This is a genomic window from Nocardioides sp. Soil805 (assembly GCF_001429625.1).
In the GTDB taxonomy this organism is placed as follows: Bacteria; Actinomycetota; Actinomycetes; order Propionibacteriales; family Nocardioidaceae; genus Nocardioides.
On the sequence record NZ_LMSU01000002.1, the window covers coordinates 342,702 to 357,557 of the forward strand.

The window sequence follows — 14,856 nt, forward strand, 5'->3', positions numbered from 1 at the left end:
ATGAGTTCCGTGTTGCAGGTCTGTGCAATGCGTGAAGATGTAGCAATGACGAGCACCCACGACCTCCTCGAGGCCTACGACGAGCAGCTGCGACGCGAGGGCGAGGTGGGTCGTGCCGACGAGGTCGTCGAGCTCGGCCCGCTGATGCTGGCGACGTTCGAGCACGGCGGCTTCGTGACCTACCGGACACTCGAAGGCCACGACGTCGACACCCTCGTCTCGGGGGCGATCGTGCACTTCCGCGACCGCACCGACGTGGCGACCTTCGAGTGGAAGACCCGCGGTCACGACTGGCCCGCCGACCTCGGCGGCCGGCTGGTCGCGCACGGCCTGGTCGCCGAGCCGGCCGAGACGGTGATGATCGGTGAGGCCTCCGCGCTCGCCGTGCCGGTCGAGGTGCTCGGCGTCGTGGTGCGCCGCGTCGGCCAGACGGGCGACCTGCGCGGCGACGTCGAGGCGGTGCTCGCCCTGCAGGAGTCCGTCTTCGGGCGCGGTCGCGGACCGTCGGTGGAGTCCTCGCTCGCGGCGCTGGAGACGGGCGACTCCGAGATGTGGCTGGCCGAGGTGGACGGGTCGGTCGTGTGCGCCGGGCGGCTGCAGGTCGTGCCCGGCACCGAGTTCGCCGGGATCTGGGGCGGCGGCACGGCGCCCGAGCACCGCGGCCGCGGGATCTACCGGGCCCTGGTGGCGGCGCGCGCCCGCTCGGCGGTCGAGCGCGGGGTGCGCTACCTGCACTCCGACTGCACCGAGATGTCCAGGCCGATCCTCCAGCGCTCCGGGTTGCTGCCGGTCACCACCACGACGCCGTACGTCTGGACCCGCTGACGCACGCCCCCACCGGGATGGTCCCCGACGAAGGGACCCTCCTGACGCCGGATCCGGGGTCCGATCGTCGCGGACTACCCAGAGGGGCGGCTCAGCCGAGCAGGCCCAGGGCGGCCAGCCGTGCGGCGACCGCGTCGCCGAACATCGCGTGGCCCTCGGGCGTGAGGTGCAGCCGGTCGGGCAGGTAGGGCAGGCGCAGGTCGCTCGTCGCGACGTACGGCACGCCGGCGGCGGCGGCGAGACGGGCGAGCAGCCGGTCGACACGGGGTACGGCGGCGGCACGCGACGGTGCCGTGGCCGGCCCCACGATCACGACCCGACGCCCCTCGAGGGCCTGCACGAGCCGTGCGAAGCCGAGGGTGATCGCGGTGGTGCTGCGGTCGTAGTCGTTGAGCCCGCCCTCGACCACGACCAGGCCCCGGGATGCCTCGACGTCCACCCGGTCGCCCCTGTCGAGACCGAGGGCCCGGGTGCCGAAGGACTGGTCGCCGCACGGGCTGGCGGTGCGGCTGAAGCCCGATCCCGAGAAGCCGGCGACGCTGACCCGACCGGGCAGCCGCGTGGGCCACGACCCGGAGAGCTCGTCGAGGCCCAGGCCCACGGACCAGGAGTCGCCGATGACCGTCACGGGTCGGCCGGAGCCGCTCACCAGGTCGGCGCGCTCGGCGGACTGCAGGGTGTGCCGCGCGCAGTACGACGTCCCGGCACCGGCCCGCTCGACGAGCTGGACCGTCAGTGCAGCGGCGGTCAGGAGGACGAGCAGCAGCGCGGGTACGGCGTAGCGCAGGTCCACCCTCGTGATCACGGGGCACATCATCCGGTCTGGACCACCTCGGGCGCAGGCGATTGCACCGAATTGACGTCTTCTGGTGACCCGTCCGTGACCGCGGGAACATCCCGCTCGAGGAGTGCGTTGTGACCCATGAACGAACTTGAGTTGATCCGACTCAACTTGTTTGTCAGACTCGCCGCAGGTCGGCACAATGACCTCACCGAGACATCCAGCTATCCCATTCAGCTATCCCAGCGGAGGTAACACCCCATGGCACGTGCCGTCGGCATCGACCTTGGTACGACGAACAGCGTGGTCGCCGTACTCGAAGGTGGCGAACCCACCGTCATCGCCAACGCAGAGGGCGCCCGCACCACCCCGTCGGTGGTCGCGTTCGCCAAGTCCGGTGAGGTCCTGGTCGGCGAGGTCGCCAAGCGCCAGGCCGTCACCAACGTCGATCGCACCATCCGGTCCGTCAAGCGCCACATGGGCGAGGACTGGAAGGTCGACATCGACGACAAGGCCTTCACCCCGCAGCAGATCAGCGCCTTCGTGCTGCAGAAGCTCAAGCGCGACGCCGAGGCCTACCTCGGCGAGCCGGTGACCGACGCGGTCATCACCGTCCCGGCCTACTTCTCCGACGCCCAGCGCCAGGCCACCAAGGAGGCCGGCGAGATCGCGGGGCTCAACGTGAGCCGCATCGTCAACGAGCCGACCGCGGCCGCGCTGGCCTACGGCCTCGACAAGGGCGACGACCAGACGATCCTCGTCTTCGACCTCGGTGGCGGCACGTTCGACGTGTCCCTGCTCGAGATCGGGGAGGGCGTCGTCGAGGTCAAGGCGACCTCCGGTGACAACCACCTCGGTGGCGACGACTGGGACAACGCGATCGTCGGCTGGATGGTCACCAAGTTCAAGAACGCCAACGGCGTCGACCTGGCCGCGGACAAGATCGCCAAGCAGCGCCTCCAGGAGGCCGCGGAGAAGGCGAAGATCGAGCTGTCGTCCAGCTCCGAGACGACGATCCACCTTCCCTACATCACCCACGGCGAGGGCGGCCCGCTCCACTTCGAGGAGAAGCTCACCCGCGCCGAGTTCCAGAAGATGACGGCCGACCTGCTCGCCCGCACCAAGGCGCCGTTCCAGAGCGTCCTCAAGGACGGCGGCGTCGAGGTCAGCAAGATCGACCACGTCGTGCTCGTCGGCGGCTCCACCCGGATGCCCGCCGTCAGCGACCTGGTCACCGAGCTCCTCGGCGGCAAGCAGCCCAACAAGGGCGTCAACCCCGACGAGGTCGTCGCCATCGGCGCCGCGCTCCAGGCCGGCGTCCTCAAGGGCGAGGTCAAGGACGTGCTGCTCCTCGACGTCACCCCGCTGTCGCTGGGCATCGAGACCAAGGGCGGCGTCATGACCACCCTCATCGAGCGCAACACGACGATCCCGACCAAGCGCAGCGAGATCTTCACGACGGCCGACGACAACCAGCCGTCCGTCGAGATCAAGGTCGCTCAGGGCGAGCGCCCCATGTGGGGCGAGAACCAGCCCCTCGGCAACTTCGAGCTCACCGGGCTGCCGCCGGCACCGCGCGGCATCCCGAAGATCGAGGTCACCTTCGACATCGACGCCAACGGCATCGTGCACGTCTCCGCGAAGGACCAGGCGTCCGGTCGCGAGCAGTCGATGACGATCTCCGGCGGCTCCGCGCTGTCCAAGGACGAGGTCGCCCGGATGGTCAAGGAGGCCGAGCAGTACGCCGAGGAGGACGCCAAGCGTCGCGAGGCCATCGAGGTCCGCAACCAGGCCGACTCGCTCGTCTACACCACCGAGAAGTTCCTCGCCGACAACGACGAGAAGCTCCCCGAGGACGTCAAGACCGAGGTCAAGGCCGACGTCGAGGCGCTCAAGGAGACGCTCGCCAAGGAGGACGCGACTCCCGAGGAGCTGACCGCCGGGGTCTCCAAGCTCGGCGAGTCCAGCCAGAAGATGGGTGCCGCGATGTACGCCGCCGCGGACGCCGACCAGGCGGCTGCCGGTGGCACCTCCGAGGCGACCGGCGAGTCCGACGACGACGTCGTCGACGCCGAGATCGTCGACGAGCCCACCGAGGGCACCGACGCCGAGGGTGAGAGCAAGTGACCTCTTCCCACGACGAGTCCTTCAGGGACGCGGCGGGCGAGATGGCCAACGAGACCGAGGTCGAGGTGACGCCCCAGGGCGCCGCCTCGGCCTCGGCCGGCACCCCCGGCTCCGACACCACGGAGCCGGCGGGCACGCCGGGCGGCGACTCCTCGGCCGCGTCGACCGATGAGCAGCCCGACGCCGACCAGCCGACCGACGCCGACGTCGACAACGACACGGACACCGAGGTCGACGAGCTGACCGCGATGAAGGGGTCGCTGGCCGACCTCACCCACGACCTGCAGCGGCTCTCGGCGGAGTACGCCAACTACCGCAAGCGGGTCGACCGGGACCGTCAGCTGGTGGCCGACAACGCGGCGTACAAGGCCCTGGCCCCGGTCATCGAGGTGCTCGACACCATCGACCGGGCGCGTGAGCACGGCGAGCTGGACGGCGGCTTCAAGGCCGTGGCCGACCAGCTCGAGCGCGCCGTGGCCTCGTCCGGCCTGGTCCGCTTCGGCGCGCCGGGCGACGCGTTCGACCCGACGCGGCACGAGGCGCTCAGCCACCTCGGCGAGGACGCGGAGGTCAGCGTCACCACGGTCAAGCACGTCGCCAAGGGCGGCTACACGATCGGCGACCGGGTGGTCCGGGCCGCGCAGGTCCTGGTGGTCGACCCGGCCGCGCCGACCGCGTGACCCAGCCCCGGCACGGCACGATGCACGACACGAGGCGCGAGAGGAGGGGATGGCATGGCTGACAACGACGGTTTCCGCAACGACTGGGCGACCAAGGACTTCTACGCCGTGCTGGGCGTGGCCAAGGACGCGTCCGCGGACGACGTCAAGAAGGCCTACCGCAAGCTCGCCCGGGCCAACCACCCCGACTCCAACCCCGGTGACACCGCCAAGCACGACCGGTTCAAGGCGGTCGCCGAGGCCTACGACGTCGTCGGTGACCCCGACAAGCGCACCAAGTACGACGAGTTCCGCCGGTTGCAGTCCAGCGGCGGCTTCGGCGGCTTCGGGGGCGGCGCCGGCCAGCCGGGCGGTTTCGGCGGGGGCGGGTTCGACATCAACGACCTGCTCCGCGACCGCGCCGGCGGCGGGTCCGGCGGTCTCGGCGACATGTTCGGCGACATCTTCGGCGGCGGCGGGGCGCGGACGCGCCAGCCGCGGCCGCGGCGGGGCACCGACATCGAGACGTCGGCCACGATCGGGTTCGTCGACGCCCTGGAGGGCGTCACGATCTCGCTGCGGCTGACCTCCGACGCCGCCTGCTCGACCTGTCAGGGCACGGGCGGCAAGCCCGGCACCCGCCCGCACATCTGCCCCGAGTGCGAGGGCGCCGGCTTCGTCGTGGCCAGCGCGGGCGGCGGCTTCTCGATGAACGAGACCTGCCCTGCCTGCGGCGGTCGTCAGCTCGTCTACGACGAGGCGTGCCCGACGTGCCACGGCTCCGGCCACGGCACCTCGGCGCGCACGATCTCGGCGCGGATCCCCGCCGGCGTCAAGGACGGCCAGCGGATCCGGCTCAAGGGCAAGGGAGCCCCCGGCGACAGCGGCGGCCCGGCCGGCGACCTGTTCGTCGCCGTCAAGGTGTCCCCGCACCGCGTCTTCGGCCGCAAGGGGGACAACCTGACGATCGAGGTGCCGGTCTCGTTCGACGAGGCCGCGCTCGGGGCGGACATCAAGGTCCCCACCCTCGGCGGCGCCCCGGTCACGCTCAAGCTGCCGGCCGGCACGCCCAACGGACGCACCTTCCGGGTGCGCGGCAAGGGCGCGACCCGGGCCGACGGCTCGAAGGGCGACCTGCTCGCCACCGTCGAGGTGCACGTGCCCGCCACCTTGGACACCGCGGCGCGGGAGGCGCTCGAGGCCTACCGGACGGCCACGGCCGGCTCTACTCCGCTGCGCACGAACCTGTTCGAGGCGCGCTGACATGACCACGGCGAGGGGACCGTTCGGCAGCCCGTCACCCGACATGGCGGTCTACGTCATCAGCGTGGCCGCCGAGCTCACCGGGCTGCACCCGCAGACGCTGCGGGCCTACGAGCGGATGGGGCTGATCGCCCCCGGACGCACGCCCGGCGGCGGTCGCCGCTACTCCCACCGCGACCTCGAGCTGCTGCGCGAGATCGCCGACCTCACCAGTGCCGGCATCGGCCTGGAGGGTGTACGCCGCATCCTCGAGCTCGACAACCAGGTCAACGCCCTGCGGGCGCGCAACGACGAGCTGGTCGCCGAGCTGGCCGCCACCCGCGAGGCGCTGGGCCAGGCGCTCGCCGCGGCCCGCGGCTCGTCGCCCAACAAGCTGCCCGTGCTCCGGGGCCCGGACCCGGGCCAGTCCCTCATGGTCTGGCGCCGCCCCCGCTGACCTGCTCGTCAGCAGCCCGGCGGCCGGCGGGTGGGGAACGAGGTCGGCCCGCCCCGCGACGTACGAGCCCGCTTCGTTCCCCGGCCGCGCGTGCGGGGAACGAGATCGGCGTACGACGCCGTGGGGAGCCGCCTTTCGTTCCCCACACCTCCCGGTGGCGACACATCGCCTCGGCGGCCACGCAGAGTGGCCGCGGACGACGGTGGAGGTGGCCTGCGAGCTGCTGTACGCCGCCAGTGTGGCTGCGCGCAGCGCGCCTAGCGCTCGCGCTCGGCCAGGAACTGCTCCACCTCGGCCGCGGTCGGCGCCGTCGCGGGGCCGCGCCGGGTCACCTTGATCGCCGCGGCGGCGTTGGCCCGCCGGCAGGCGTCCACCCAGCCGTGGCCGGCCGCGACGTCGGCGACGAGCGCGCCGGTGTGGGTGTCGCCGGCGCCGTTGGTGTCGACGGCCTTCTGCGGGAAGCCGGGCAGCAGTGTCGTCTCCCCCCGCAGCGTCACCGCACACCCGGCCGGACCGTCGCGCACGATGGTGACCGCGTCGCCGCGCAGCAGCGGGGCCAGCGCGTGGGCCGGGGCGGACATCGAGTCGGCGCCGTCCTCCAGGGGTCGTCCCAGGGCGGCGAGCAGGTCGGCGGCCTCCTCGGCGTTGCCCGACCAGACGTCGGTGTGCGCCAGCATCGGGTCGCGGACCTCGGCGGGGAGGTGGGCGAACGCCGCCCCCGGGTCGAGCACGACGACCACGCCCGCGTCGAGGGTCGGCAGCCAGGCGAGCAGCGGGTCCCGCGTCTCCGCGAGCACGAGCGAGTAGCCGGTGACGCACACGAGGTCGCCGGCGACGGGGGCGGAGGTGGCGAGCGACTCCACGCTGATGTCGCGCTCGGCGCCCTGGGTCGTCACGAAGGTCCGCTCGGCCGACGGCTCGACCAGCACCAGGCAGGTGGCCGTGTCCCGGGCGGTGATCGCCGGGGCGGAGACCTCGACGTGCTCGGCGGCCAGCGAGGCGCGGACCAGGTCGCCGTTGGGGCCGGTGCCGTGCGCTCCGGCGTGCACGCACGCCGCCCCGAAGCGGGCCGCGGCGACGAGCACGTTGACCGCGCCCCCGGCGTACCTCGTGCTGGAGGCGGCCATCACGTTCTGTCCGCGTCGCGGCAGCGACGGCACCTCCACCACCACGTCGACGAGCGCCTGGCCGGTGTGGATCACCCGGCTCACCCGAGCACCCCCGCCAGGACCTCCGCCGTCGTGGCGAGGGTGATCTGCGGCGGGTAGAGCGCCATCACGTCCAGCGCGGCCTGGTGGTTGTCCGGGGTCGACCCGGCGCAGGCGTCGGTGACCACGGTGAGGGTGGCGCCCGCGTCGGCGGCGGCCAGCGCGGTGGAGACGACGCAGCAGTCGGTGGACACGCCGGCGACGACGAGGTGCGGCGTCGGGCCGGTGATCGCCGCCAGGTCGGCCCCCCACTTGCCGAAGGTCGTCGCCGTCACCACCGGGGCGTCGATGTCGCGGACCTCGTCGACGAGGTCGTAGAGGCGGTCCTCGGCGGGGACGCGCGCGAACGGCCAGGCCTCGAGGTAGGGCCCCCAGCTGCCCCGCGCGGGGTCCGGCGCCACCCAGCGGGTCAGCACCGTGCGCCCGGCGTACCGCTCGGCCAGCCGGTGCACGGGGTCCAGGATCCCGGCGAACATCGGCGAGCCCCACGGGCTGTCGGGCGAGGCGAAGATGTGCTGCGGGTCGATCACCAGCAGCCAGGGGTCACGAGCCATGCGCGTCACTCTGACAGCCAGTGGCCGGGACGGTCGAGACCGCCGGGCAGCCGCGTGGCGGCGTTGCCGCGCATCGCGTTGAGCTGGGGCTGGGTCAGGAAGAGCGCGCCGGCCAGCGTCGCGTCGCGGACGTCGGTGTCGCGGACGTCCGCGCCCAGCAGGTCGGCCTCGCTGAGGTCGGCACCGCGCAGGTCGGCGGCGATGAGCAGCGCTCCGCGCAGGGCCGCGCCGCGCAGGTCGGTGCCGCGCAGGTCGGTGCCGGCGAGGTCGTCGTGGGCCAGGTCGATCCGGCCGGCCCACCGGGCCCGCGCCCGTGCGCTGGCGCGAGCCAGCACGTCACCCACCTCGACGCGCAGGGTGTCGACGTCGAGGGCGAGCAGCTCCTCCGGAGTCCCCGCGACCTGTACGGCGAGCCGGTCGAGGAGGTCGCCCGTCACGCCGGCCACGCGCTCCTCGGCCTCGGTGAGGTGCGCGAGCATCTCGTGGAGCTGACGCATGACGGAGAGCACCGCGGCCATCTCGCCGAGGTTGTCCTGCTCGCGCCAGGACACACCGCCGTACGTCACCTGCGAGACCTGCTGGCCGGCGCCGAAGCAGTCGAAGACCGTGCATCCGGGCCAGCCGTCCTCGCGCAGCGTGGCGTGGATGCCGCACCTGTCGTCGTCACCGAGGTGGTGGCAGGGAGTGCCGCTGGGCTTGGTCGTGCCGAAGCCCGCCTCGCGCGAGAACGGCATCAGGACGCAGCACAGCCCGAAGCAGCTCGAGCAGTCCGCGCGCAGGACGGGGAGGGTCACCCGGCCCATCATGGCGGGTCGCCGCGGACCCGCGGTCAGCGGTAGTAGCCGCCCGCGATCGCGTAGGCGTTGACGACGATGAGCACGGCGAAGGCGGCGCCGACGTACCGGTTGTCGGTGATGTGATTCCCGAGCCACTTCATGTCGCCGACCGTGGCACCGGCGCGGGAGGGGTGTCGAGGGGAGCGGGCGGATCCCGTCACGGAATTACCCCAATCGGGGAGGGGTGGTCCGGACCTCGTGGCGCGCCCGGTAGGCGTGCACCGGCTGCCAGGCGTCGTGCAGCGTGGTCAGCAGGCTGAGGAGCAGCACGAAGAAGAAGGCCGCGCCCTCGTCGATGTCGCGGGGGCCGAGGAGCACCCGGGCGACGAGCACCAGCCCGACGTTGAGGGCGATGCGCACGCCGAAGGCCACCAGGAGGGACTCGGTGCTGCGTCCGCGCCGCGCCGCGGCCAGCACGACGGCGGCGTTGAGCACGACCAGCACGGAGATGCCGACGAGGAGCTCGAGGTTGGACGCCCGGACGCCGGGCACGGTCTGGGCGAAGATCACCGAGAGCAGCCCTACGAGCACGACCTTCTCGATCGTGACCTCGGAGCGCACCCGTGCGGTGTCGGCCCGCCACGCCGCCCGCTCGGCGGCCGTGTCCATCTCCGCCGGCAGGGGGTCGGGAGTGATCCGCAGCGGCCAGTCGGGCTCGGGCAGGCGCGGGCGGACGACGAACCACAGCACCGCCGCCAGCACCGTGAGGAGCCCGATGAGCAAGGGCCAGGCCCAGTCGTACTCGGCCAGCGTGTCGGTCACGTCGAGCTGGGCGACGTGGATCCAGTACTCCTGGGGGAGCTTGACGAACACCCAGATGAGGCCGGCCACCACGATCCACCAGCGGCGTACGAACCGGACCGGGTCCCACCGCGAGCGCACGGCCTCGTAGGCGATGAAGAAGTACTCGAAGGTGTTGGGGAAGATCAGCAGCAGCACCCGGGACTGGAGCAGCTCGAAGGCCACCACCCCCACCAGTCGGTAGAAGTAGAGGAACTGGCTGACCTGGAAGGCGCCCGGGGAGACCCAGTTGCGCAGCGTCGACAGGTAGGCGATCGCCAGGTAGTAGACGTCCATGGCCTTGTCGTAGCCCTGGTAGCCGGGAGGGTCGTAGCCGAACGCCTGGAACACCGTCTGGTCGACCGCGTCCACCACCAGGCACGCCACGATCGCCGGCAGCGGGTAGAGCGGGATGAGCAGCGGCAGCAGGAACCGCACCCCGACCACGACCACGAACAGCCAGACCATGCGGACGAGCATGGCGCCCCGCGTCGGCCGTGTCACCCGAACCGGGCACCGGTCTGGTCGGCGTCACCGGCAGACTGGCGCCATGACCGGCACCTTCGTCGTCGCCGCGGTCGCCTTCGTGCGCGACGGCCGCGTGCTCACCGTCCGCAAGCGCGGCACCTGCCGCTTCATGCTGCCGGGCGGCAAGCTGGAGCCGGGGGAGAGCGCGTACGCCGCGGCGGTGCGCGAGGTGTGCGAGGAGGTCGGGCTCGAGGTCGACGACCTGACGCTGCTGGGCCGGTTCACCGCCGACGCCGCCAACGAGCCGGGACACCTCGTCGAGTCCACCGTGTACGCCGCGTCGCTGCCGGAGGGGGCGGAGCCCGCTCCGGCGGGGGAGATCGCAGAGCTCAGGTGGGTCGACCTGGACGCCGCGGGTGGCGTCCACGACGACCTCGCGCCGCTGCTCGTCGACCACGTGCTGCCCCGGCTGCGACGGGTGTGAGACCGGGGCGGCGAGCCACGGTCGCCGGGTCAGCCCGGCGTGTCCATCCGGGGCTGCCGCAGGTCGAAGAAGCTCCGCTCGCCGACGGTGAGGGACTCCATCTCGTCCATCAGGGCCTTCAGCTCGGCCGGGGGCTCCTGCTGCTCCGCGGCACGCGCCTCGGCCTCCGACCGGAACCAGATGACCATGGTCCACTCGCCGTCCCCGTGGTAGGCCGAGAGGGTGCCGAGGATGTCCGGTCGGAACGCCTGCCAGTCGGTCGGGTCGGCGGCCATGAGCTCGCGGCTCCGGTCGGGATCGCTGGTCCGGCCCTGCATCACCTGCACGAAGCCCGCCCGGTCGGGGTCGCCGTACGTGTCGGCGTCCACGGCGGTGCTGTCGTGGAACGCCGGCTCGGCCGTGAACGTCGCGGCCATCCGCTCCCACCAGGCTCCTTGCTCGGGACGGTCGCTGTTGCGCCGCGCGGCCTCCTCGGACTCGAAGCGGGCCAGCGCCACGAGCATCCCGTCGTCGGTCACGCCCCCCGTGCTGCCGAGCCAGCCCTCGGCCCCCGGAGCCAGGTCGCGCACCCACTCGTCCATGAGGCCGACGACGTCGGCACCGTCCTGCACCGGCCCCTGGAACACCTGCACGAACATGTCGACCTCCTGTGTCCCGACCTGCGACCGCCCTGACCTGCGACGCTACGCCGGGCGCTCCCGCGCGGGTATCGCACGAAGGGGCCAACTTCGGCAAAGTTGAGGGGAATCGACTCAACTTCTGGCGCGTTGAGAACGGTGGGACCACAGTGGTCCCACGCACCACCGGATGCACGTACGACCACGAGGGAGATCCGCAGTTGAGCCAGTTCGGCGCCGAGAAGTTCACCACCCGCAGCCGCGAGGTCATCGAGGCTGCACAGCTCGCCGCGACCACGGCGGGCAACACCCAGACCGAGCCCATCCACCTGCTGGTCGCCCTGCTGCGCCAGGAGGACGGCACGGCGCGCAACCTCGTCGGCAAGGCCGGGGTCGACGCCGCCACCCTCACGGCCCAGGCCGAGCAGGCGATGCAGTCCCTGCCGCGGGCCAGCGGCTCCACGGTCCAGCAGCCCGCCGCGAGCGCCTCGCTCACCCGGGTGCTCGCCAGCGCGCTCGACCTCGCCTCCGGCATGAAGGACGACTACGTCGCGACCGAGCACCTGCTCATCGCGACCGCGACCGTCGACAGCTCGGCCAAGAAGCTCCTCACCGACGCCGGGCTCACCGAGTCCGGGCTGCGCGAGGGCCTCACGGCCGTGCGCGGCAACCGGCGCGTCACCAGCCCGGAGGCCGAGTCGTCGTACGAGGCCCTGGAGAAGTACTCCGTCGACCTCACCCGCTCCGCCGAGGAGGGTCGCCTCGATCCCGTCATCGGCCGCGACTCGGAGATCCGCCGGGTGATCCAGGTGCTCAGCCGGCGTACCAAGAACAACCCGGTCCTCATCGGCGAGCCCGGCGTCGGCAAGACCGCGGTCGTCGAGGGGCTCGCCCAGCGCGTCGTCGACGGCGACGTGCCGGACAGCCTCAAGGGCCGCCGGGTGCTCAGCCTCGACCTGGCAGCGATGGTCGCGGGCGCGAAGTACCGCGGCGAGTTCGAGGAGCGGCTCAAGGCCGTCCTCGAGGAGATCAAGGACGCCGGCGGGCAGGTCATCACCTTCATCGACGAGCTGCACACGGTCGTCGGCGCGGGCGCCGGCGGCGACTCCTCGATGGACGCCGGCAACATGCTCAAGCCGATGCTGGCCCGCGGCGAGCTGCACATGATCGGCGCGACCACGCTGGACGAGTACCGCGAGCGGATCGAGAAGGACCCCGCCCTCGAGCGCCGCTTCCAGCAGGTCTTCGTCGGCGAGCCGAGCGTCGAGGACACCATCCAGATCCTGCGCGGCATCCAGGAGAAGTACGAGGCGCACCACGGCGTCCGCATCACCGACGCCGCGCTCGTCGCCGCGGCCACGCTCTCCGACCGCTACATCACCGGGCGCCAGCTGCCCGACAAGGCGATCGACCTCATCGACGAGGCCAGCTCGCGGCTGCGGATGGAGCACGAGTCCAGCCCCGAGGAGATCGACCAGCTCCGCCGCCAGGTCGACCGGCTCAAGATGGAGGAGTTCGCGCTCGACAAGGAGACCGACGACGCATCGCGCGAGCGGCTCGTCGCGCTCAAGGCCGACCTCGCCGACAAGGAGGAGGAGCTGCGCGGGCTCGAGGCGCGCTGGGAGCGGGAGAAGTCCTCGCTTGAGGGCGAGGGCGAGCTGCGTCGCCAGCTCGACGCGCTGCGGGTCGAGGCCGACAAGCTGCTGCGCGAGGGAGACCTCGCGGCGGCCAGCGAGATCCAGTACGGCCGGATCCCCGCCCTCGAGGACCAGATCGCCAACGCGGAGGTGACCGAGGCGACCGTCACCGAGAAGCTCGTCGGCGACGAGGTCGGCGCCGAGCAGATCGCCGACGTGGTGGAGGCCTGGACCGGCATCCCCACCGGCCGGCTGCTGCAGGGCGAGACCGCCAAGCTGCTCGAGATGGAGTCGGTCATCGGCGCCCGGCTGATCGGCCAGCGCGACGCGGTGACCGCGGTGAGCGACGCCGTACGCCGCTCGCGCGCCGGCATCGCGGACCCCAACCGACCGACCGGCTCGTTCCTGTTCCTGGGCCCGACCGGCACCGGCAAGACCGAGCTGGCCAAGTCGCTGGCCGACTTCCTCTTCGACGACGAGCGCGCGATCGTGCGCATCGACATGAGCGAGTACGGCGAGAAGCACTCGGTCTCCCGGCTCGTCGGCGCCCCTCCCGGCTACGTCGGCTACGACGAGGGCGGCCAGCTCACCGAGGCGGTGCGCCGACGCCCCTACAGCGTCGTGCTGCTCGACGAGGTCGAGAAGGCGCACCCGGAGGTCTTCGACGTCCTGCTGCAGGTGCTCGACGACGGCCGGCTCACCGACGGGCAGGGCCGCACGGTCGACTTCCGCAACACGCTGCTGATCCTCACGAGCAACCTCGGCTCGGCGTACCTCGTGGACCCGACCATGGACCCGGTGGCCCGCAAGGAATCGGTGATGGGCGTGGTGCGCTCGTCGTTCAAGCCGGAGTTCCTCAACCGGCTCGACGAGATCGTCCTCTTCGACGCGCTCACCAAGGACGACCTGGCCCACATCGTCGACCTGCAGCTCACGCTGCTCGAGAAGCGGCTCGCCGTCCGCCGGATCACCATCCACGTGACCGACGCGGCGCGGGCCTGGCTCGCGGAGACCGGCTACGACCCGGCGTACGGCGCCCGGCCGCTGCGCCGGCTCATCCAGTCGGCGATCGGCGACCCGCTGGCCCGCCTCCTCATCGGTGGCGACGTCACCGACGGGGGTTCGGTCACCGTCGACGTCGGTGAGGACGGGCTCGTCCTGCGCTGAGGCTGACCCCTTGCGGCAGAGTCCCCGCTCAGGCGGGGACTCTGTCACCGGGTGACCGTTGCAACGGTCACAAGGTGTCGGACTCGCCGACGAAGTGACGCGTCAGGGCCGTACGACGCCGCGCGGTCCCCGGCGATCCTCAGTCGACGATCAGGCCGCTGCGCGATGCTGGGTCCCGTGAGTGACGTGTCGACCACCAGTGCCCGCCCGTGGTGGCGGTTGCCGGACACCCCGGTTCCCGGCGGCGTGCCCGAGCTGGCCCGCGCGCTCCTGTGGGCCGAGCTGGCGATCGTGCTGCTCGTGTCGCTGGGGCGCTCGGCCGTCTACTCGGTCGTCAGCATCGTGTCCGCGCTGACAGCGCCGGGCCCGCTCTCCTCCCAGGCGGCCAACCTCAACAACTCCCTCGCCCCCGACCGGCCGTGGCTGGACCTGACCTACCAGCTGCTGCGCATCGGCTTCGCCCTCGTGCCGGTCGCGCTGGCGGCGTACCTCCTGGTCCGCTCGAGCACCCGCGTCCGTGACGTGTGGGCCCGCAGCGGGCGGTGGGCGACGTGGGGCGACCTGGGCCGCGGCGCATGGCTGGCGCTGGGCGTCGGCACGGTCGGCGTCGTGTTCTACGTCGCGACCTTCACCCTGGGCACCAACCTGACGGTCGTCGCCCAGTCACTGCCGAGCGCATGGTGGCAGGTGCCGGTCCTCGTGCTTGCGGCGGCCGAGAACGCGGTGCTCGAAGAGTTCGTCGTCCTCGGCTTCGTGCAGGTGCGGCTGCGCCAGCTCGGCTTCGGCGACAGCGCCGCCATCGGTCTGGCGGCGCTGCTGCGCGGCAGCTACCACCTCTACCAGGGCTTCGGCGGCTTCGTCGGCAACCTCGCGATGGGCCTGCTTTTCGGCTGGCTCTTCCGTCGCTGGGGCCGGGTGATGCCGTTCGTGGTCGCCCACACGCTGCTCGACGTCGGCGCGTTCGTCGGGTACGCCGTCCTGGCCGGCCGGGTCGGTTGGCTGCCGACCCTCTAG

General features: G+C 72.3%; 14 protein-coding genes. 8 read left to right on the plus strand and 6 right to left on the minus strand.

What is annotated here, in order from left to right; all coding sequences use genetic code 11:
* Positions 1 to 45 precede the first annotated feature (45 nt).
* Positions 46 to 825, plus strand: coding sequence for a GNAT family N-acetyltransferase (locus tag ASG94_RS12085; protein WP_056926710.1), 780 nt, complete (start codon positions 46 to 48; stop codon positions 823 to 825).
* A gap of 91 nt (positions 826 to 916) precedes the next feature.
* Here the strand turns inward: ASG94_RS12085 and ASG94_RS12090 are convergent, their stop codons facing one another.
* A complete protein-coding gene (locus ASG94_RS12090; RefSeq protein WP_162260810.1) occupies positions 917 to 1,630 on the minus strand; it encodes an SGNH/GDSL hydrolase family protein in 714 nt (237 codons plus the stop codon).
* A 237-nt stretch (positions 1,631 to 1,867) separates the two neighbouring features.
* Here ASG94_RS12090 and dnaK point away from each other — a divergent pair, with 237 nt between their 5' ends.
* Genes dnaK through ASG94_RS12110 form a run of 4 tightly spaced genes read left to right on the plus strand, consistent with a single transcriptional unit; the run spans position 1,868 to position 6,091 of the window.
* The gene (gene dnaK, locus ASG94_RS12095; RefSeq protein ID WP_056926712.1) at positions 1,868 to 3,733 is read left to right on the plus strand and encodes a molecular chaperone DnaK; all 1,866 of its coding nucleotides are present in this window, start codon (positions 1,868 to 1,870) and stop codon (positions 3,731 to 3,733) included.
* Positions 3,730 to 4,413 (plus strand): nucleotide exchange factor GrpE, encoded by a 684-nt coding sequence (gene grpE / locus ASG94_RS12100; protein WP_056926713.1) that lies wholly within the window; start codon positions 3,730 to 3,732, stop codon positions 4,411 to 4,413. Before dnaK ends, grpE begins: the two co-directional genes overlap by 4 nt.
* Before the next feature lie 54 nt (positions 4,414 to 4,467).
* The gene (dnaJ, locus tag ASG94_RS12105; RefSeq protein ID WP_056926714.1) at positions 4,468 to 5,655 is read left to right on the plus strand and encodes a molecular chaperone DnaJ; all 1,188 of its coding nucleotides are present in this window, start codon (positions 4,468 to 4,470) and stop codon (positions 5,653 to 5,655) included.
* Position 5,656: 1 nt separating this feature from the next.
* Complete coding sequence (locus ASG94_RS12110; protein WP_056926715.1) at positions 5,657 to 6,091, plus strand: heat shock protein transcriptional repressor HspR; 435 nt, start codon at positions 5,657 to 5,659, stop codon at positions 6,089 to 6,091.
* Positions 6,092 to 6,348: 257 nt separating this feature from the next.
* On the opposite strand, the gene ASG94_RS12115 is transcribed toward ASG94_RS12110, so the two are convergent.
* The 4 genes from ASG94_RS12115 to ASG94_RS12130 form a co-directional block, all read right to left on the minus strand.
* On the minus strand, positions 6,349 to 7,302 hold the full coding sequence (locus ASG94_RS12115; protein WP_056926716.1) for a PfkB family carbohydrate kinase: 954 nt from the start codon (positions 7,300 to 7,302) through the stop codon (positions 6,349 to 6,351).
* Positions 7,299 to 7,853, minus strand: a complete 555-nt coding sequence (locus ASG94_RS12120; RefSeq protein ID WP_056926717.1) for a cysteine hydrolase family protein — start codon at positions 7,851 to 7,853, stop codon at positions 7,299 to 7,301. Before ASG94_RS12120 ends, ASG94_RS12115 begins: the two co-directional genes overlap by 4 nt.
* A 5-nt stretch (positions 7,854 to 7,858) precedes the next feature.
* A complete protein-coding gene (locus tag ASG94_RS12125; RefSeq protein WP_235537251.1) occupies positions 7,859 to 8,647 on the minus strand; it encodes a pentapeptide repeat-containing protein in 789 nt (262 codons plus the stop codon).
* A gap of 207 nt (positions 8,648 to 8,854) precedes the next feature.
* Positions 8,855 to 9,937, minus strand: coding sequence for a hypothetical protein (locus ASG94_RS12130; RefSeq protein ID WP_235537252.1), 1,083 nt, complete (start codon positions 9,935 to 9,937; stop codon positions 8,855 to 8,857).
* Positions 9,938 to 10,019: 82 nt separating this feature from the next.
* On the opposite strand from ASG94_RS12130, the gene ASG94_RS12135 reads away from it, so the two are divergent.
* On the plus strand, positions 10,020 to 10,421 hold the full coding sequence (locus ASG94_RS12135) for an NUDIX hydrolase (protein ID WP_056926720.1): 402 nt from the start codon (positions 10,020 to 10,022) through the stop codon (positions 10,419 to 10,421).
* 29 nt (positions 10,422 to 10,450) lie between these two features.
* On the opposite strand, the gene ASG94_RS12140 is transcribed toward ASG94_RS12135, so the two are convergent.
* Positions 10,451 to 11,059: a hypothetical protein gene (locus tag ASG94_RS12140; protein WP_056926721.1), complete on the minus strand. Its 609-nt coding sequence runs from the start codon at positions 11,057 to 11,059 to the stop codon at positions 10,451 to 10,453.
* A 200-nt stretch (positions 11,060 to 11,259) separates the two neighbouring features.
* Between ASG94_RS12140 and clpB the strand changes: the two genes are divergently transcribed.
* Together clpB and ASG94_RS12150 are read left to right on the plus strand one after the other, a co-directional pair.
* Positions 11,260 to 13,842 (plus strand): ATP-dependent chaperone ClpB, encoded by a 2,583-nt coding sequence (gene clpB / locus ASG94_RS12145; RefSeq protein WP_056926722.1) that lies wholly within the window; start codon positions 11,260 to 11,262, stop codon positions 13,840 to 13,842.
* Positions 13,843 to 14,019: 177 nt separating this feature from the next.
* On the plus strand, positions 14,020 to 14,856 hold the full coding sequence (locus tag ASG94_RS12150) for a CPBP family intramembrane glutamic endopeptidase (protein ID WP_235537253.1): 837 nt from the start codon (positions 14,020 to 14,022) through the stop codon (positions 14,854 to 14,856).

Bases quoted from the DNA above. Each gene is read 5' to 3' on its own strand.
- ASG94_RS12085 (WP_056926710.1), top strand. From the start codon at position 46: ATGACGAGCACCCACGACCTCCTCGAGGCCTACGACGAGCAGCTGCGA.
- dnaK (WP_056926712.1), top strand. From the start codon at position 1,868: ATGGCACGTGCCGTCGGCATCGACCTTGGTACGACGAACAGCGTGGTC.
- dnaJ (WP_056926714.1), top strand. From the start codon at position 4,468: ATGGCTGACAACGACGGTTTCCGCAACGACTGGGCGACCAAGGACTTC.
- ASG94_RS12110 (WP_056926715.1), top strand. From the start codon at position 5,657: ATGACCACGGCGAGGGGACCGTTCGGCAGCCCGTCACCCGACATGGCG.
- ASG94_RS12120 (WP_056926717.1), bottom strand. From the start codon at position 7,853: ATGGCTCGTGACCCCTGGCTGCTGGTGATCGACCCGCAGCACATCTTC.
- ASG94_RS12130 (WP_235537252.1), bottom strand. From the start codon at position 9,937: ATGGTCTGGCTGTTCGTGGTCGTGGTCGGGGTGCGGTTCCTGCTGCCG.
- ASG94_RS12135 (WP_056926720.1), top strand. From the start codon at position 10,020: ATGACCGGCACCTTCGTCGTCGCCGCGGTCGCCTTCGTGCGCGACGGC.
- ASG94_RS12140 (WP_056926721.1), bottom strand. From the start codon at position 11,059: ATGTTCGTGCAGGTGTTCCAGGGGCCGGTGCAGGACGGTGCCGACGTC.